A 16,691-nucleotide genomic window follows, 5' to 3' on the forward strand; every position below is an offset into this window, starting at 1 on the left:
AGCAAAAATGAAACAGCATAAAAGACAAGTTTTAAATAGTTTTGTAGGAGTACAATCATGAATGGTCTATTAAAATATATTATGCCTGATGCGGCTTCTAGCTTTGCAACAGATGTAGATCAGCTGATATTTTTTATCTTTTTACTATCTGCGTTTTTCTTTTTTCTTATTGTATTTGTTGGTTTAGCGTTTGTTGTTAAGTTTAAGAGAAAAAAAGAAGATAAGTACACGCTAGCATTAAGTGATAACAAAACGCTAGAATTGGTTTGGACAGTTATACCTTCAATTCTCTTAGTTGTTATTTTTGTGTGGGGTGTTAAAGCCTATTTAAAGCAACAAATCATTCCCCAGCGGGCAATGGAGATTAAAGTAACCGGTCAAAAATGGTTTTGGACTTTTGCATATGACGATGGTTTTGTAAGTACTGGAGAAATGGTGGTTCCGGTTAACAAGCCAGTTAAGATATTATTATCTTCAAAAGATGTTTTACACTCTTTCTTTGTGCCTGCTTTCCGTGTTAAGCAAGATGCTTTGCCCAATAGGTATACAGCGCTTTGGTTTACGCCAACAAAAGTTGGTGAATATCCCATGTATTGTACAGAATATTGTGGAACTGAACATTCATCGATGGTGGCCAATGTTAAGGTGGTAGATCAGGCTGAATATGTTGCTTGGAAAGAAGAGCAAGCAAATGCAGCGGGTGCAGGCATGTCTCCGGTTGAATTAGGTAAACAAATTTATCAAAAAAATGCTTGTTTTACCTGCCATAGTTTGGATGGCTCAAATAAAATTGGTCCTACTTGGGTAGGTATTTATGGCACCAAACGCAAATTAGCAGATGGTTCTGAAGTGCTTATTGATGAAAACTACATTCGTGAATCAATTTTAAATCCAATGGCAAAAGTTGCCCAAGGCTATCAGCCTGTGATGCCCACCTATCAAGGTATTTTAAATGAAACTCAAATTGAGGGTGTGATTGCCTACATTAAGGAACTCAATCAAGAGTGAGGATAAAGTAATGAGAACAACAAAAATAACAGAAGAAAATCAAAATTATCTAAGTCATCACAAAGGTTTAAAGTCATGGCTATTCACGCTGGACCATAAGCGCATTGGTCTAATGTTTTTAGGAGCCATTTTAAGCTTTTTCTTGCTGGGTGGATTGTTGGCTTTAGGTGTGCGTTTAGAACTGTTTGCTCCGGGCAAACAATTGATGGATGCGGATACTTACAACAAGTTTTTTACCATGCATGGTATGATTATGGTTTTTCTATTTATTGTGCCTTCTACACCGTCAGCTTTAGGGAACTTTGTTTTACCGATGATGGTAGGCGCAAAAGATGTGGCTTTTCCGCGGTTAAATTTACTTAGCTTTTATGTTTATCTTGCTGGAGCTTTACTTGCATTATCAACGCTTATTTTTGGTGGTTTGGACACGGGATGGACTTTTTACACACCTTACAGCTCTCAAATTGCTGGTCCCGTGATTATCATGGGTTTGGCAGTGTTTATTATGGGTTTTTCATCCATTCTAACAGGCTTAAATTTTGTGGTGACCATCCATAAACTTAGAGCTCCAGGCATGACTTGGTTTGATATGCCTTTATTTCTTTGGGCAATGTATGCAACTTCTGTGATACAGATTTTAGCAACACCGGTTATAGGGATTACCATGCTGTTATTGGTTTTTGAAAGAGCTTTTGGAATTGGGATATTTGATCCACAAATGGGAGGAGATCCCGTTTTATTCCAACATTTCTTTTGGTTTTACTCGCATCCCGTAGTGTACATTATGATCTTACCGGCCATGGGTATTGTCAGTGAGTTGATCGCAGTATTTTCCCATAAAAAAATCTTTGGTTACAAACCTATTGCCTACTCAAGTGTGGCCATTGCTGGAGTTAGCTTTTTAGTTTGGGGACACCATATGTTTGTCAGTGGTCAGTCATCGTATGCTGCCATTTTATTTAGCTTGTTAACGTTTGCAGTTGCTGTACCAACAGCTATTAAGGTGTTCAGCTGGATTGCAACCATGTACAAAGGTTCCATTGATTTAAAAACACCCATGATTTATGCCCTATCATTTTTGTTTTTATTTACCATTGGCGGATTGACCGGGGTATTTTTAGGAGCCATTGCTGTGGATGTGCATTTGCATGACACTTATTTTGTTGTAGCGCATTTTCACTATGTTATGTTTGGTGGAGCAGTGGTAGCATTTCTTGGTGGCTTGCATTACTGGTGGCCAAAAATGACAGGTAAAATGTACAATGAGTGCTGGGGACGCATTGGTGCAGTGTTGGTTTGGTTCTCATTTAATCTTACTTTTATGCCGCAGTTTATTGCTGGCTTCAAAGGTATGCCAAGACGTTATTATAATTATGATGCAAGTTATGAAATTTATAACCAGCTTTCAACCATTGGTTCAACCTTGTTGGGTATTGGATTTTTTATTGTAGCCATTAATTTATTGATGAGCTTGAAAAAATCAGCAGCGAAAGCGCCAGACAATCCATGGGGTGCATTGACTTTAGAGTGGGAATCAAGTTCTCCTCCATACCATGAAAATTTTAGAGAGCAGCCAGTGTTAAAGCACGGTCCGTATGATTTTGAAAAAGTAGAGGTAGAAGCATGAGCGGAAAAACAGGATATTTAGCGCATCATTTTGCTGAGCTGGATCAACAAAAAGAATCAGCAAAATTAGGTATGTGGCTTTTTTTGTTAACTGAGATTTTATTGTTTGGTGGTGTTTTTGTAGCCTATGCCGTGTTTAGATCTTTGTACCCAGAAACATTCATCAATGCGCATAAACATTTGAATGTAATGTTGGGAGGCATCAATACTTTGGTGCTGATTGCCAGCTCTTTAACAGTTGCCTTGGCTATAAGAGAAATTCAACTGGATCGTAGACAAAATTGTACATACCTGTTGTTGACAACAATTATTTTGGCTGGAGTATTCTTGGTGATCAAGTACTTTGAGTACAGCCATAAGATTCACGCGGGTTTATTGCCAGGAAAATTCTTTACCTACACAGGTATTGAAGGCACCAATCCACATTTGTTCTTTTCTCTTTATTTTCTATTAACAGGTATTCATGCCTTGCACATCGTCATTGGTATAGCTGTTTTAACTTGGGTTATGATTAAAAACCATAAAGGTCATTTTTCAGGTGAATATTATGTCCCTGTTGAAATGGGGGGCTTGTATTGGCACTTGGTGGATTTGATTTGGATTTTCCTATTTCCTTTATTGTATTTAATTGGATAAGAGGAGCGTAGAGTTATGAGTACAAAACACGAACATCATGTATTACCTTTAAAAGTATATTTTGCAGTGGCAGGGGCACTGTTTGTGCTAACCGCTATAACAGTTGCTGTGTCGTATGTAGATTTTAATGCAATGACGGGTATCAGTAATCTTAACTTGGTAATTGCCATGTTGGTGGCTACCATTAAAGGTAGTTTGGTGGCACTTATTTTTATGCACTTGTGGTTTGATGATAAATTATACTCATTAGCCTTTGTGGTAGGATTATTGATTTTGGGTATTTTTATATCCATTACTGTGTTGGATGAACAAAAAAGAGCAGGTTCTTACGATGAAAGGCTCAATCAGCCTATTGTTGAGCAAGTGGAGTATAAAAAGGCGGATGACCATCATCAAGAACAGCATTAATTTTTAAACCTAAAAATTTAACAATAAAAAAGGCAGCTACATCAGCTGCCTTTTTTATTGTAGTATTTTAAGTTTACATAGTAAGGACTTAAAAAAAACAGATTTCGTGTAGCGAGTTTTGCTTAACAAAGTAAAACAACTATCTGAGCTGGTAGGGATTATTTTTTTCTTGTTACCACTTCAATTTAAAACACTAAGTATAGTAAAAACAACAAAACACTGTTTATTTCTTAGATAGAACAGTAAATACTATTGTAACTCTATATTTAAAGCTACGGGAAAATGATCTGAAACTCCTTGCTTACTTACAAAGTTATAGCTTTTGGGTTTATTGCTTTGATCTTGCATGATAAAAGCGTTATTTAAGATATGAAAGCTATCATTTGTATATTCCCACTGTTGGTTGTCCGTGAAGTTTTGACTCAATAAGATAACATCTAAAAACGACCAAGACTTTTTCTTTGCATAATAATTGCTTCCAACATTGCTTTTGTTTACATACGCTTTTGCGCTAAGGTGTGGGGTTAACCACTGTTTTTGTGCAATTTTTTGAAAAATTAAAGTTTTATCACTTTCTTCGCGACTAACATTAAAATCACCAGCAGCAATATGATAATCTAAATGCTGATGTTTTTTTTGCAATTGATTAAGGAAAGTTAAAGCTTGTTGTCTTAGTTGTTTGGGATGGTAGGGGGCAGGAAAGTGAATGCTATAGGTGCCTAAGCTTTTGCCATCGGGTAAAGTGTATTGAGCATGTAAGATGCCCCTAGTATCTTTTTTGCGTTCATTAGAAATATTATCAAAGGGAATGTGAAACAGTTGGGGGGCTTGTTTAAGAGGGAGTTTACTCATAATAGCAACATCAATCCCACGAGTATCTTGGCCTTCTATCAATGAAATAGATTGAAACTGCACTTTTTTAGGTAAAAGCTGATTCAGATCTTGTAAAACATTTATATTTTCAATTTCTTGTAAAAACAGAATGTCAGGCCCATTATTTTTATTTTGCAAGGCAATGACGTGTGCAATATTTTTTAATTTGGTTTCATAAGCTATTTTATCCCAGTTAAGATCAAAACATTGTTTTTTCCATTTATAGTTACGTATTTTTGCACAATGCGCATGATGCTTTTTATTTTTCTTTAAAGCGTAAGGTAGGAATGTTTCATCGTCTTTTTTAGGGTCATCTTTAATGTCAAATAAATTTTCTACGTTGTATGTCATGATGAATAAGTTGGTTTTTTTATTTGAGTTATGATGCTGGGTTTTTAACAATTGATTTTTACATGCACAAAATAATAAAAAGAAGCATAAAATAAAACTTGTGCTAAGACTTATTTTTTTTTGTTTCAACATAGGGCTATCATAGCACAGTAGAATAAAAAGCATTCTATTGTTGTATCGCTGAATTAATTTTATCAAGAATGATTTTAAAATTATCAATACGTTCAAAATAATATTCTATACCATGACGGTGAAGAGCAAGTTTATCTTGATTTGATAAGTGAGAGGCAAAAACCAAGCATGGTTTTTGATGGAATTGTTGTGTCCTTAAGGTAGAAAATAAATAATGTCTGAATAATTTATGGTCGCATAAAATTAAATCATAAACTGTACAATTTTTAGACAGGTGTTCCAAATTTGAATAGTGGGTTACGGTATAACTGGATTTTTCCAATAAGCGGCTAAAGATCTTAGCAAACTCTAACTGGGTATCTAGATAAAGAACAGATATGGTTTGGTTGTTTTTTGTGAACATGCAATCTCCTTTTTAAAAAAGATTGCAAGATACAGTCCAAGAAGAAAACTGATCTAGACTGCGGTGTTAAAAAGTTTGTTAACAGTAAGTTAAAATGGCTATAGCTACTGTTGAATATTGGTTTGTACTTGAGTACAAAAGTTTCCTTCAATAAAGCCCGTTGTTCCGCCAAAGCCTAAGTTTAGGTAAAAATCTTTCATACACACTTCTCCACCAAGGGTGTTGGTGATTTTAGAAAAATTAACAATGCTAGAGTTGAGAACGCCATTGGTATTGCCGTTGATAATGACATCAACAGAATCCATAGGATATACAAAAGGATCTAGGTTCTCATTAAGGTAAGTGTCATGTAAATGAATTAAATCATAGACTTTGAAGGTAATGGTATTATTCAGATCGGTTCCGTTTTTAAATTGGAGTACGCATGTCATGCCATTAACGGTGCCACCGTTGTTGTCATCACCATAAAATACATTAAAACAATCTACCTTATCAATTCTCACTTCTTGCTCTTCACCAGAACTTAAAACCATTCTGACTGAGCCAAACTGATTGTTTGAGCAAGAGCTTGTTAAACCTAAAATAAGGTAAATTAAAGTAAGGAATAAACTATTTTTTTTCATTAAACTGGAACTAATATTTTTATGCATTGTATCATTTATTAACATTATTTCAAAATATATGCCAAGAGTTATTTTTGATAGATATCAGGTACTTAGCATACTTGAAACACTAGTTTTGAGCTAAAATTGAGACATGGATGTCTATAACAATTAATATTGTTAAGGAATTGTTGCTAAAGACAGAGTCTTTGACAGATTGATTTTACTTAATAGTGTCTAGTATGGTTTTTAAGGGTATTGTAGCTGTTAATTTTTCTTCCATGCTTGTGAATTGAAGAGGCCTTGAGTACAAGTAAGTAAACAAAACAGGGTAAAAGTTTATGTGTTCAATTATTTTTCTTTGGTAATGCTGTAAGCCTCATGAATGAGCCTTCTAAATTTTTTTTCATCATCAATTGAAGCATTTTCATATTGTAAAAGGCTAAAGTCGTTTAAACTTCCCATTGAACCAAAACAGCTTAAGAAAGTTTGTAGTCCGTGGCCTTCATTTTCTAAAGTTACTGAAATAGCTTTTAATTTTTTAGACCATTTTTTTTCGTCGCAAGATCTAAGTAACTTAATAATTTGATTGATTTTTTGGGCCAATTGAACGCTTTTCATTGTATTAGCAGTTTATAAAAAGATTGTATGCAAATCAATATACAACAACAAACGTAAGGGTACGTTTCACAATGAATTTTATTTTAGGAATTATCTAGATATAAATTGCAATACAGTTAATGATTTAGCTGTATGGTACCGATGGAGAGACTCGAACTCCCACGGGTTGCCCCACTGGTGCCTAAAACCAGCGTGTCTACCAATTCCACCACATCGGCACGGTGAATGCAGTTTCTAGTATGTTTCACCCAAAAACTCAAGCTTTTAATCGCGTTTATTTTAAAAGGTACGGCCTTACTTTTGAGATTTAGTCTAAACACCATTTTTTGATCCCGTTAGGAATAAAAAAATGGTGGGCCATGAGGGATTCGAACCCCCGACCCTCAGGTTCGAAGCCTGATGCTCTATCCAGCTGAGCTAATGACCCGTCCGCTTGTTTTTTATTAAGGGGGATCTTCCCCCCTTCTTGACCAAAAAACGTCGTTTTTGGTCAATTTAAAGCTATACTTGTGAAGAGCAAGGCTTTGCCTTGCGATGATCTAGTATAACTTATGCCGCAGTTTGCGGCCATCCCACCCAGGTCGACATCGATATAAAATCTTGTCTCCTTAAGTCAAGGAGTGGGTATAAAATGAAAAAACTATTCGGCTTTTTCTTCTTTTTTCTCTTCTTCTGTAGCCGGAGCTGCTTCTGCCTTAGGCTCTTCTTGTGCCGGAGCTTCAGTTGCTTCAGGTGCACTGGCTTCAGTTTTTACTTCTTCAGCTGGAGCTTCTGGTTCAGGAGCTTTTTTAGGTTCAACCAATTTGATGAGTTTTTCTTTTAATAAGATGCTTACTTTATCATCACCGTTAACCCATTGGTTTTGTTTGTTTTTAACACCAAAACGACCAGAACGTTTTTTATAGACTGTATATTCTTTGGTTTTTTTTACTTTATTCATAAGTACTCCTTTTTTTTGAACATTTAATCAATAAATGCTTAAAAAGTTTCTTGTTCAATTACTCAATTGTGCTAAGTCAACTAGCAAATATGCATGCACAAAGCAAGAAAGATATACTGGGTGGGGTAACTACTTTTTTAACCATGGCATATATTGTGGTGGTCAATCCCAGTGTTATTGCTCAGCCAGGAACAGGAATGAGCTTTTCTGGAGTCATGACGGCCACAGTTTTGTTGGCTTTTACCATGACCTTATTGATGGGCTTGTATGCCAAGTTACCTTTTGCAGTTGCACCGGGTTTGGGGGTGAATGCATTTTTTACCTATACTATTGTATTGGGTAAAGGTGTTGCGTGGCCAGTTGCTTTAGGGGCAGTGTTTTGGGCTGGGGTGCTGTTTTTGCTTTGTTCGGCTTTTAATATTAGAGAAAAAATTGTCATGGCCATACCACAAAATATCCGAGAAGCTTTGGCAGTGGGCTTGGGTTTATTTTTGGCTTTTATAGGCCTAAAAAATATGGGAGTGGTTGCGCCAGATCCAGCTACGTTTGTAAAGTTGGGTGAAATAAATTTAGAAGTTATTTTAGCGCTTGCAGCCATGATTTTGACCGCTTTTTTGCTGATGCGCGGCTGGAACAGTGCTTATTTGTTAACCATTGTGTTTTCTACAATTTTAGCCAATTTATTGGGTTTGGTAGAGTGGCCTGAACAATTTTTTAGTATGCCAGATTTCAAGTCAGTTTTTTTAGCCTTTCAACCTCTGGAAGCTTTAAAACTTAGTTTGCTGCCCACCATTGTTTCATTATTTTTTACAGATATGTTTGACTCCTTATCTACATTTGTTGGTGTTGCAAAAGCCACAAACATGGAAAATAAAGACGGCCAGCCTAAAAACTTAAAACAAGGTTTGATTGTAGATGCCTTGGCCACGTTATTTGCAGGTGTTTTTGGAACTTCTTCAGGCACAGCTTATATGGAAAGTGCAGTGGGAATTAAAGCTGGGGGAAAAACTGGATTAAGCGCTATTGTAACAGCAGTCTGTTTTTTGCCATGTTTTTTTATTGCGCCATTGGTTGCAATAATCCCCGCCTATGTATCAGGAGCTATTTTGGTTTTGGTAGGCATGGCCATGTTTCAATCGGTTAAGGGCATGAACTTTGCTCGTTATGAAGAAGCCATCCCTAATTTTATGGTTATTTTATTGATTCCTCTAACTTTTTCTATCACACATGGCATTTTATGGGGTTTTATCAGCCATACCTTATTGTTTGTTTTAGCAGGTAGACAAAAAGAAGTTTCGTTCACCATGTATATTTTAGCCATGATTGCCACGGCTTTGATTGTGATGGAGCAAATGGGTGTTTAAAGAGTTAGCGCCTATTTTTTTAATTCATTTATTGGGCCTTTTTAGTCCTGGACCAGATTTTGCGGTGGTCCTAAAAAACAGTTTTGAATCACAAAAAAAAGCTTTGTTTACGGCTTTAGGCATAGCATGCGGCTTGATGGGGCATGTTACCGTCTCTGTGCTGGGGTTGGGTGTGCTTTTGCAGCAGTCTTTTTGGTTAAGCCAAACCATTCAAGCAATAGGGGCCTTGTACTTAGGGTATTTGGGGGTGAAAATTTTTTTAAAATCAAAACCAAAAAACAAGACAACAATCAATGAAATAACAAATTCAGAGACACAAAAAAAAACATCAGTAGGTGGATTCAAAGAAGGTTTTTGGGTCAACGTGCTTAATCCAAAAGCGGGTATGTTTATCATGAGTTTATTTGCACAAATGGCCAATTCAGGTAAAGTTTTACAATTGCAATTAATTTTAGCAGCGTTTATTCTGATCAGTTCTTGGTTATGGTTTTCAACGGTAGCCTTGTTTTTAAATATTTCTTACATCAGGGTCATTTTTTTAAAAAATGTGCCGGCCATAGAAAAATTAATGGCTTTTATGTTAGTCGTGTTTGCTTTTTTAATTTTAAGACAAATTATAACGGTAGCTTGAGAGAATGCTTATGAAGCAAGCTCAAAAATAATTACTTAGTTGTTATGTCTTAGTCCTATAAAATTGACGCAATGCTTAAATCATGCTAGCGGTGAAATCATCAGAGTTATTTTATTACCAGGAGCAATATGTACTATAGCATATTGCCCTGGCAAACTAACTTAGAGCAAGAAAAATTTTAGGAGGATCAGGTGAAAAAAATGTATTTTAATTTAGTAATATTATTTTTAATGGTGTTTATAGCCCACAGCCAAGTTGCGTTTAGTCAACAAACCCAAAGACCCCTGTTACCAAGTAACGATGGTTTTTTAGCAGCTATAAAGTATATGGAGGCTGGTCTTGAAGGTGCTGGAGAACTATCTGAAAAGGATATGTCCAGTGCAGCTAGTGCAATACAGGAGCTTAACGCCGTCTTAGCTTATGAAATTGCTCAGGCAGTCATTGTTGAGGATGAGGCTCAATTTTCTGATTACTTTACAAACCATCATGTTGCTAAACTTTTTTTAAGTAGTGAAAATAATATAACCATTGAGGTTTTTAATATGGATCAGGTATCGCAGATTCAGAGCCTATTTTGTGATATTTTACATGATGCCTACTTTGTTTATGAGCTGACGCCTTTTACGATTAATGAAATTCATGCTGATACAATTATTCAGGACACCGTATTTCATAAACTTCACATCAGTGGCACAGGTGATTTTAGTGATTTAGATACAACATATACAGTTCCAGAAGTTATTGAACATCCAGTATTTACTAATGAAAATGAGAAGGAACTACGGTATAAAGCAGCTGGCTTAGCATATGAAAAATTAGAAAAAAGATGCTCAATCATCAGAAACTAAAATTACATAGTGTTATTCATCTGTATTGAAATTGAATAGCTTTATAAAATAGTTTAAACAAAAAAAGGGGACGCTTTGTAAAGTGTTCCCTTTTTTTGTAAATTGATTAATAAAAAATGTTACTTGTTGCTCATCCAGTCTTTAAGCATATTTAATCCAGTATTAGCAAGATCATCACTGATGGAACCATCACCATCTTGATCAAGCAATTGATTGATTAAGCCCATGTTGCTAGGGTTTTGCTCAGTGGCTTGGCTGATAGAGCCGGTATGCTTTTGAGTGAGGACGTTTAATAATGATTCGGCGCCACTTGAATGATTTGCATTGCGAGCCAAGCCTTGAGTTAAAATTGGCAAAAAGCTACATATTGCTCTTGGGGAAATAACATGGTAGGACAATAGCGTGGATTTAATCGATCAAAAAGAATACAAAGCAGGGCCTTTATTAAATCGTGTAGATAATCCTAAACAATTGCGAGAAAGTGTTTCGGTAAAACAATTGCCGCAACTTTGTCAGGAGTTAAGGCAGTATATTATAGATATTGTTTCCGAACAAGGTGGTCATCTTGGAGCCAGTCTGGGTGTCATTGAAATGACGGTTGCGCTTCATTATGCCTACAATACCCCACACGATCAATTGGTCTGGGATGTTGGACATCAGGCGTATGCCCACAAAATTTTGACGGAAAGAAGAGATGTTTTTCCAAGCAATCGTAAATATGGTGGTATCAGTGGCTTCCCTAAGCGTAGTGAAAGTGAATACGATACCTTTGGTGTAGGGCATTCATCAACCTCTATTTCAGCAGCATTGGGCATGGCGGTTGCCAGTAAATTAACACCAGAAGATAATCGCAAATGTATTGCTGTGATTGGTGATGGCGCTATGAATGCCGGCTTATCTTTTGAAGCGTTAAATCATGGTGGTGTAGAGGAAGCTGATATTTTAGTAGTGCTCAATGACAATTGTATGAGTATTGATCCCAATGTAGGCGCTTTAAAAGAATACTTATCCCATATCACGGCCAGTCATACATACAATAGGATTAAGGATGAAGTTTGGAGTTTGTTGGGTAAAATTTCTAATTTTGGACCAGACCCAAGAGCAGTGGTACAGCGTTTAACCGATATTTTGAAAAATTCTGTTTTAAAAGAGAGTAACTTTTTTGAATCCTTAAAGTGGCGTTATTTTGGTCCAATTGATGGGCATAATGTTGAGCAAATGGTGCGCATGTTCAAAGACTTAAAGGATATTCCTGGACCCAAGCTGTTGCACTGCATTACTACCAAAGGTAAGGGCTATCAACCTGCCGAGGATGGTTCTGCAACTGTGTGGCATGCCCCAGGCTTATTTGATAAAAATAACGGTAAAATTATAAAATCTGTTAAATCAGAGCCGCAACCACCTAAGTTTCAAGATGTTTTTGGACATACTTTGGTTGAGCTTGCTAAAAACAATAAAAAAATTGCAGGAGTTACACCTGCCATGCCTACAGGCTGTTCTTTAAAGTTTATGATGGAAGAAATTCCAGAAAGAAGTTTTGATGTTGGGATTGCCGAGCAACATGCAGTTACTTTTTCAGCTGGACTTGCCACGCAGGGCATGATTCCGTTTTGTAATATTTATTCTAGTTTCATGCAAAGAGCGTATGACCAAGTGATTCATGATGTTGCTTTGCAAGACTTGCAGGTCATTTTTTGCTTAGACAGAGGCGGTTTAGTGGGTGCGGACGGTGCAACTCACCATGGAGCCTATGACATTGCCTATATGCGTTGTATACCAAACATGATTGTTGCTTGTCCTATGGATGAAATTGAACTGCGGAATATGATGTTCACAGCGCAAGAAGAAAATCATGGTCCTTTTTCTATTCGTTACCCAAGAGGTCAAGGTTTTATAGCAGATTGGCAAAAGCCATTTTCATCGCTAAAAATAGGCCAGGGTAGGCAACTGACACAAGGCAGTGATCTAGCTATTTTAAGTGTAGGTGCAATTGGCACAGAAGCTGTACAAGCGGTAAAAGATTTACAGCATAAAGGTATAAGCGTTGCGCATTATGATATGCGTTTTGTTAAACCGATTGATCAAGAACTTTTACACACGGTCTTTAAAAACCATGATAAAGTTTTAACGCTAGAAGATGGCTGTTTACAAGGTGGTTTTGGCTCGGCAGTACTTGAGTTTATGGCCGACCATGACTATCAGGCTAAGGTTGTGCGTTTGGGTATTCCTGATCGTTATATTCAGCATGGCACCCAACCAGAACTTTATAAAGAATGTGGCTACGATGCTGATGCTATTGTACAAGCCTGTTTAGAGTTGTCTCAAATTAAAAATAATAAAGAACCAAAAACAAGTGTTGTATCAAAAAAACAATTGCTCATGAGTGAAGCTATATAGTTTTAGACAGTTCATTAGTTTTTTATTAAGCATATGATTTTTTTATATTATTCACATGCTCCCAAGCCGCTATGGATGCCTGATTTTGCCCACAAAGTTTCTTTTTCTCCTTTTTCTCCTAATTTTGGTTGATAGATGAGTCCATCTGGACTGATTTCAAGTTCTCGTGCCTTTGCGTTGCTATCTAAATAACTGGAGCTGATCACCACTTGATAATGCCAAGGGATACAATTGAAAGATTGATCAGAGGGAACAGAAATAGACTGTCCGCAGCTGCCCGAATTTGAACATAACATGGGGGCGCCATTTTCATCAATCCATAGCTTGCAATCATAACCAATATTAAGACTGCAATTTGCTATATAAAGAGGCGATTTTATGGATTGATTGAACGTTCCCAATAAAGAATCTGTTCCCCCACAAGATGAAGCGTTTTGGCCATGGTCTTCATTGTCATCTAAATAAACAACAATACTTTCTTTGTCAGAGAAGTCTAAGCATGTCCATAAGCCTCTTCGTTGGGCTTCATTTTGCGCTTTAATAAGGGCAGATTCTAGGTCCATAATTGAACGGCGTAAACTTTGTTTTGCTCGCATGGCTGAGTAAGCTTGAGTACCTAATAAAATAGTTATGGTTGCAATCAATAGCGTTATCATTAGTTCAACCAAAGTTAAACCAAGATATTTATGTTGATGTATTTTCATTGTTCTTAACTATAGCATTAATTTTTTGATATACTCAACAATTGCTATGGATGATCAATTTAATCTCAAAATAAATACACCGCAACGCTGGAATCAATATTTAAATAAAAGTGAAAAAATTTTAGATGATGTAGAATTTATACAAATTTTAGTTGAGTTTATGCAAAATGAAAAAAAATTTTGCGAGCAAAATAAACTGGCTTATGGGCCCTTTGCGGCTATGGTAGCAATTCCAAGAGAAGTTGTTTTTTTAGATGGAAGTCAAAAAACAATTGATAATCAATTCTTTTTGCAAGAAGAAAGACAAGGGATACAGAAAGTTTTGTCATGGAGACCTATCAGTTTGGGATGTAATCAAGTGGTTATAACTGGGCAAGCAATTTTACATGGAGAAGTGGTCGCAGCAATGCTGGCGGGGCAGTATTTTAAGGATAATAACTTTATAGAGCCGTATGACTTTTCAAAAAATCATTGCTTGTTGGCTACAACCAGCGCTCCCTGTGAAATGTGTCTTAATGTGATTAAGTGGTTAAAACCTAAAAAAATAATTACAGGGGGTTCTCGTTTGGATACCTATGAGCATACTTGCTTTAATGAAGGTTTGTGCAATGAAGGCTTGAAGGTCTTGCGGTTAAGTCAAGATTGTCCTGAACAAGAATCATGGGTAGCACAACTCAACAACTGGGGAGTAGATGTGAGTGCAGGTATTATGCGTAAACAAGTGGTTGAAGAAATTTTAAAACCTTATCAAGGAGTTGTTTATCAACCTGAATAACGATAAATAACATCAAATAGTTTTCCAAAACGAATACCACGATCATAGACCTTAATACTGTCAGTTTTAAAAAATTGCATCAAACATTCTATAATAATCAAACCGGGCAAGATTACGTCAGCTCTTTTTGGATCGATGCCAGCAAGGTTTTTAATTTGTTTGATAGATAAATTAGAGAGCTGACTGATTTTATCAGTTATATTTTTTTTTGATAATTTAAAACCATCGATTTTATCTGCCTGGTATGTCTCAAGTTGCAATAACATGGAAGCACATTGGGTAAAGGAACCGGCGGTGCCAAAAAACTGTGTATTTTTTGGTGGCAGGATACTGCAATTACTGAGCTGTTGTAAAATATATTCACGAGCTTGGTCCAGTTTATCAAAGGAATGTTTAGGTTTAAAATACATATCCAATAATTTTACGGTACCAAATTTAATACTCTGACTTTCTATTAATGTATCATTTTTCCCAAATGCAATTTCAGTTGAACCTCCGCCAATATCAAATAATATGTTTTTGCTATCTATAGAGTAACAATCCTTTAACGATAAATAGCTTAAACGAGCCTCTTCTTGTCCAGAAATAATTTCTATTGAGCCCGGCGAAAAAATTTTTTCTAGAGTTGCTACAATATCCTTTTGATTTTCTGCTTCTCTAATTGCACTGCTGGCAGTTATAAAAATGTGATATGGACGTTGGTAGCCGTCTAAAGTTTTTTTACATGCTTGAAGATCTTTATATGCACGTGCCAGTGCCTTTTGATTAATGCAATGGCTCTGCGCCAAACCTTCACCCAAACGGGGCATATAATAGTGATCAAATAAAAAATGGGTGGTTTTTTTATAATAGTCAACGCCTAACATCAACATGGAGTTGGTTCCAATATCAATGGTGGCAATAATATGATTATTTAGGGTAAGTTGTTTCATTGTGTTGCTTTTTTGATTATCTATTTTAGTCTTCAATAACGTACTATGTATATATATTCCTAAAAATAGTAAAAAATAAAATTTACTACGGGGAGCAATAACCAAGAGTATGATTGTCCCCTCTGCATAACTTACCACAAGCAAATAAGAATAATTAAAATTATCCCTATTTGCACGATTAGTAATATGCTAAGACTAATTCAATGAATGAAAATAGCTTTAGGCAATGGTTAAGTTTTATTGGTCCAGGGATTGTTTTGGCCGCAACCGGTATTGGCTCTGGTGATATGATTGCTACTGCGGTAGGCGGAGCAAATTTTGGAACCAGTATTTTGTGGAGCGTTGGTTTGGGAGTGACTTTAAAGTTTGCCTTAAATGAGTCTATGGCACGGTTTCAGTTGGCAACAGGAGAAACTATTTTAGAAGCTTGGATGAAGTATCTGCATCGTTCAGTGAGTATAATTTTTTTAATTTATTTGCTGTTATGGAGTTTTATTGTTGCGGCAGCGACTATTTCAGCTACGGGTCTAGCGGCGCATACTTTGTTTCCTAGTTTAAGTGTAGCTCAGTGGGCAATACTGCATAGTATTGTGGCCTATGTTTTAGTGAGAGTGGGGAGCTATTATTTTCTTGAACAAATTATGAAAATTTTAATTGCTGGGATGTTTGTTCTTATTGTTTATTGTGCTTGGAGTTTGGGTATTTCATGGAATACAATGCAAGGATTTTTTCCAACACTTAATGCAAAACATATGATCTCTGTGTTTAGCATTATTGGGGCAGTGGGTGGAAGCGTAACTTTATTAAGCTACAGTTATTGGATGCAGGAAAGAAAGTGGCAAGGCATAAAATATTTAAGTGCGGTAAGATTAGATTTGTTTGTGGCCTATGCTTTGACCGGTTGTTTTTGTGCGGCAGTTGTTGTGATTGCCAGTAGAGTTGATAGCAGCGCTTTGCAAGGTGGGAACATTGTGATTTTACTGGCAGAGCAAATTCAGATAGCCAGCAACCCGCTCGGAAAAAAGTTGTTTATATGGGGTTTTTGGGCGGCTGTTTTTTCTTCGGTTTTAGGTGTATGGCAAGGTGTTCCTTATATTTTTGAAAACTACCTACAGTTCAAATATACAAAAAATAATGATAACAATGCTGTTCAAAATTATATCAAACAGCACGCTTACCATATTTACTTGCTTTACTTGGCTTTCCCACCTTTATTACTCTTGCTCTTTAATAAACCTGTTTGGGTGGTTATTATTTATACACTCGTTGGCGCTTTGTTTATGCCTTTTTTAGCGTTTAGTTTGTTTTTGCTCAATAACAGGAAAAATTTAATGCAAGAAGCTCGCAATAAATTTATAAGTAACTTTGTATTATTGTTTTGCTTATTTATTTTTATTGCAATGGCAGTGTATGAAATTTCTAAACTATAGTTTACTCAGT

General features: G+C 36.2%; 18 protein-coding genes and 2 tRNA genes. 10 read left to right on the forward strand and 10 right to left on the reverse strand.

The window, feature by feature from the left end; translation table 11 throughout:
* Positions 1 to 57: 57 nt before the first annotated feature.
* The 4 genes from coxB to PKC21_04345 are packed head-to-tail and all read left to right on the forward strand — an operon-like array spanning position 58 to position 3,678.
* Positions 58 to 1,008, forward strand: coding sequence for a cytochrome c oxidase subunit II (coxB, locus tag PKC21_04330; protein HMR24566.1), 951 nt, complete (start codon positions 58 to 60; stop codon positions 1,006 to 1,008).
* 10 nt (positions 1,009 to 1,018) lie between these two features.
* Positions 1,019 to 2,635, forward strand: a complete 1,617-nt coding sequence (gene ctaD, locus PKC21_04335; protein ID HMR24567.1) for a cytochrome c oxidase subunit I — start codon at positions 1,019 to 1,021, stop codon at positions 2,633 to 2,635.
* Positions 2,632 to 3,270 carry a cytochrome c oxidase subunit 3 family protein gene (locus PKC21_04340; GenBank protein ID HMR24568.1) on the forward strand — a complete coding sequence of 213 codons (639 nt, stop codon included), beginning with the start codon at positions 2,632 to 2,634 and terminating at the stop codon, positions 3,268 to 3,270. Before ctaD ends, PKC21_04340 begins: the two co-directional genes overlap by 4 nt.
* Before the next feature lie 15 nt (positions 3,271 to 3,285).
* Complete coding sequence (locus tag PKC21_04345) at positions 3,286 to 3,678, forward strand: cytochrome C oxidase subunit IV family protein (GenBank protein HMR24569.1); 393 nt, start codon at positions 3,286 to 3,288, stop codon at positions 3,676 to 3,678.
* A 249-nt stretch (positions 3,679 to 3,927) separates the two neighbouring features.
* On the opposite strand, the gene PKC21_04350 is transcribed toward PKC21_04345, so the two are convergent.
* The 7 genes from PKC21_04350 to PKC21_04380 form a co-directional block, all read right to left on the reverse strand.
* Positions 3,928 to 5,034: an endonuclease/exonuclease/phosphatase family protein gene (locus tag PKC21_04350; GenBank protein HMR24570.1), complete on the reverse strand. Its 1,107-nt coding sequence runs from the start codon at positions 5,032 to 5,034 to the stop codon at positions 3,928 to 3,930.
* A gap of 34 nt (positions 5,035 to 5,068) precedes the next feature.
* On the reverse strand, positions 5,069 to 5,437 hold the full coding sequence (locus PKC21_04355) for a hypothetical protein (GenBank protein ID HMR24571.1): 369 nt from the start codon (positions 5,435 to 5,437) through the stop codon (positions 5,069 to 5,071).
* Positions 5,438 to 5,541: 104 nt separating this feature from the next.
* Positions 5,542 to 6,087 carry a hypothetical protein gene (locus tag PKC21_04360; GenBank protein ID HMR24572.1) on the reverse strand — a complete coding sequence of 182 codons (546 nt, stop codon included), beginning with the start codon at positions 6,085 to 6,087 and terminating at the stop codon, positions 5,542 to 5,544.
* Between the two features lie 303 nt (positions 6,088 to 6,390).
* Positions 6,391 to 6,660 (reverse strand): hypothetical protein, encoded by a 270-nt coding sequence (locus tag PKC21_04365; GenBank protein HMR24573.1) that lies wholly within the window; start codon positions 6,658 to 6,660, stop codon positions 6,391 to 6,393.
* 133 nt (positions 6,661 to 6,793) lie between these two features.
* Positions 6,794 to 6,878: transfer RNA gene (locus tag PKC21_04370), tRNA-Leu, on the reverse strand.
* Positions 6,879 to 7,010: 132 nt separating this feature from the next.
* Positions 7,011 to 7,087, reverse strand: a tRNA-Arg gene (locus PKC21_04375).
* Positions 7,088 to 7,300: 213 nt separating this feature from the next.
* Positions 7,301 to 7,600 carry a hypothetical protein gene (locus PKC21_04380; protein HMR24574.1) on the reverse strand — a complete coding sequence of 100 codons (300 nt, stop codon included), beginning with the start codon at positions 7,598 to 7,600 and terminating at the stop codon, positions 7,301 to 7,303.
* An 89-nt stretch (positions 7,601 to 7,689) separates the two neighbouring features.
* Here PKC21_04380 and PKC21_04385 point away from each other — a divergent pair, with 89 nt between their 5' ends.
* The 3 genes from PKC21_04385 to PKC21_04395 all read left to right on the forward strand — a co-directional run bounded on the left by PKC21_04385 (position 7,690) and on the right by PKC21_04395 (position 10,443).
* A complete protein-coding gene (locus PKC21_04385) occupies positions 7,690 to 8,964 on the forward strand; it encodes an NCS2 family permease (protein ID HMR24575.1) in 1,275 nt (424 codons plus the stop codon).
* On the forward strand, positions 8,957 to 9,595 hold the full coding sequence (locus PKC21_04390; protein HMR24576.1) for a LysE family translocator: 639 nt from the start codon (positions 8,957 to 8,959) through the stop codon (positions 9,593 to 9,595). The genes PKC21_04385 and PKC21_04390 overlap by 8 nt, the downstream gene beginning before the upstream one ends.
* A gap of 191 nt (positions 9,596 to 9,786) precedes the next feature.
* Positions 9,787 to 10,443 carry a hypothetical protein gene (locus PKC21_04395; protein ID HMR24577.1) on the forward strand — a complete coding sequence of 219 codons (657 nt, stop codon included), beginning with the start codon at positions 9,787 to 9,789 and terminating at the stop codon, positions 10,441 to 10,443.
* A 119-nt stretch (positions 10,444 to 10,562) separates the two neighbouring features.
* Here the strand turns inward: PKC21_04395 and PKC21_04400 are convergent, their stop codons facing one another.
* Complete coding sequence (locus PKC21_04400; GenBank protein ID HMR24578.1) at positions 10,563 to 10,799, reverse strand: hypothetical protein; 237 nt, start codon at positions 10,797 to 10,799, stop codon at positions 10,563 to 10,565.
* A gap of 46 nt (positions 10,800 to 10,845) precedes the next feature.
* Between PKC21_04400 and dxs the strand changes: the two genes are divergently transcribed.
* Positions 10,846 to 12,840: a 1-deoxy-D-xylulose-5-phosphate synthase gene (dxs, locus tag PKC21_04405; protein ID HMR24579.1), complete on the forward strand. Its 1,995-nt coding sequence runs from the start codon at positions 10,846 to 10,848 to the stop codon at positions 12,838 to 12,840.
* A gap of 47 nt (positions 12,841 to 12,887) precedes the next feature.
* On the opposite strand, the gene PKC21_04410 is transcribed toward dxs, so the two are convergent.
* Positions 12,888 to 13,544: a hypothetical protein gene (locus PKC21_04410; GenBank protein ID HMR24580.1), complete on the reverse strand. Its 657-nt coding sequence runs from the start codon at positions 13,542 to 13,544 to the stop codon at positions 12,888 to 12,890.
* A gap of 46 nt (positions 13,545 to 13,590) precedes the next feature.
* Here PKC21_04410 and PKC21_04415 point away from each other — a divergent pair, with 46 nt between their 5' ends.
* The gene (locus tag PKC21_04415) at positions 13,591 to 14,319 is read left to right on the forward strand and encodes a hypothetical protein (GenBank protein HMR24581.1); all 729 of its coding nucleotides are present in this window, start codon (positions 13,591 to 13,593) and stop codon (positions 14,317 to 14,319) included.
* On the opposite strand, the gene PKC21_04420 is transcribed toward PKC21_04415, so the two are convergent.
* Positions 14,307 to 15,251 (reverse strand): hypothetical protein, encoded by a 945-nt coding sequence (locus tag PKC21_04420; protein HMR24582.1) that lies wholly within the window; start codon positions 15,249 to 15,251, stop codon positions 14,307 to 14,309. The genes PKC21_04415 and PKC21_04420 overlap by 13 nt on opposite strands.
* Positions 15,252 to 15,454: 203 nt before the next feature.
* On the opposite strand from PKC21_04420, the gene PKC21_04425 reads away from it, so the two are divergent.
* Positions 15,455 to 16,681, forward strand: a complete 1,227-nt coding sequence (locus PKC21_04425) for an Nramp family divalent metal transporter (GenBank protein ID HMR24583.1) — start codon at positions 15,455 to 15,457, stop codon at positions 16,679 to 16,681.
* Positions 16,682 to 16,691: the final 10 nt, after the last annotated feature.

The organism is Oligoflexia bacterium, assembly GCA_035326705.1.
In the GTDB taxonomy this organism is placed as follows: domain Bacteria; phylum Bdellovibrionota_G; class JALEGL01; order JALEGL01; family JALEGL01; genus JALEGL01.

Bases quoted from the DNA above. Each gene is read 5' to 3' on its own strand.
- coxB (HMR24566.1), top strand. From the start codon at position 58: ATGAATGGTCTATTAAAATATATTATGCCTGATGCGGCTTCTAGCTTT.
- ctaD (HMR24567.1), top strand. From the start codon at position 1,019: ATGAGAACAACAAAAATAACAGAAGAAAATCAAAATTATCTAAGTCAT.
- PKC21_04340 (HMR24568.1), top strand. From the start codon at position 2,632: ATGAGCGGAAAAACAGGATATTTAGCGCATCATTTTGCTGAGCTGGAT.
- PKC21_04345 (HMR24569.1), top strand. From the start codon at position 3,286: ATGAGTACAAAACACGAACATCATGTATTACCTTTAAAAGTATATTTT.
- PKC21_04350 (HMR24570.1), bottom strand. From the start codon at position 5,034: ATGTTGAAACAAAAAAAAATAAGTCTTAGCACAAGTTTTATTTTATGC.
- PKC21_04355 (HMR24571.1), bottom strand. From the start codon at position 5,437: ATGTTCACAAAAAACAACCAAACCATATCTGTTCTTTATCTAGATACC.
- PKC21_04360 (HMR24572.1), bottom strand. From the start codon at position 6,087: ATGCATAAAAATATTAGTTCCAGTTTAATGAAAAAAAATAGTTTATTC.
- PKC21_04365 (HMR24573.1), bottom strand. From the start codon at position 6,660: ATGAAAAGCGTTCAATTGGCCCAAAAAATCAATCAAATTATTAAGTTA.
- PKC21_04380 (HMR24574.1), bottom strand. From the start codon at position 7,600: ATGAATAAAGTAAAAAAAACCAAAGAATATACAGTCTATAAAAAACGT.
- PKC21_04385 (HMR24575.1), top strand. From the start codon at position 7,690: ATGCATGCACAAAGCAAGAAAGATATACTGGGTGGGGTAACTACTTTT.
- PKC21_04410 (HMR24580.1), bottom strand. From the start codon at position 13,544: ATGAAAATACATCAACATAAATATCTTGGTTTAACTTTGGTTGAACTA.
- PKC21_04415 (HMR24581.1), top strand. From the start codon at position 13,591: ATGGATGATCAATTTAATCTCAAAATAAATACACCGCAACGCTGGAAT.
- PKC21_04420 (HMR24582.1), bottom strand. From the start codon at position 15,251: ATGAAACAACTTACCCTAAATAATCATATTATTGCCACCATTGATATT.
- PKC21_04425 (HMR24583.1), top strand. From the start codon at position 15,455: ATGAATGAAAATAGCTTTAGGCAATGGTTAAGTTTTATTGGTCCAGGG.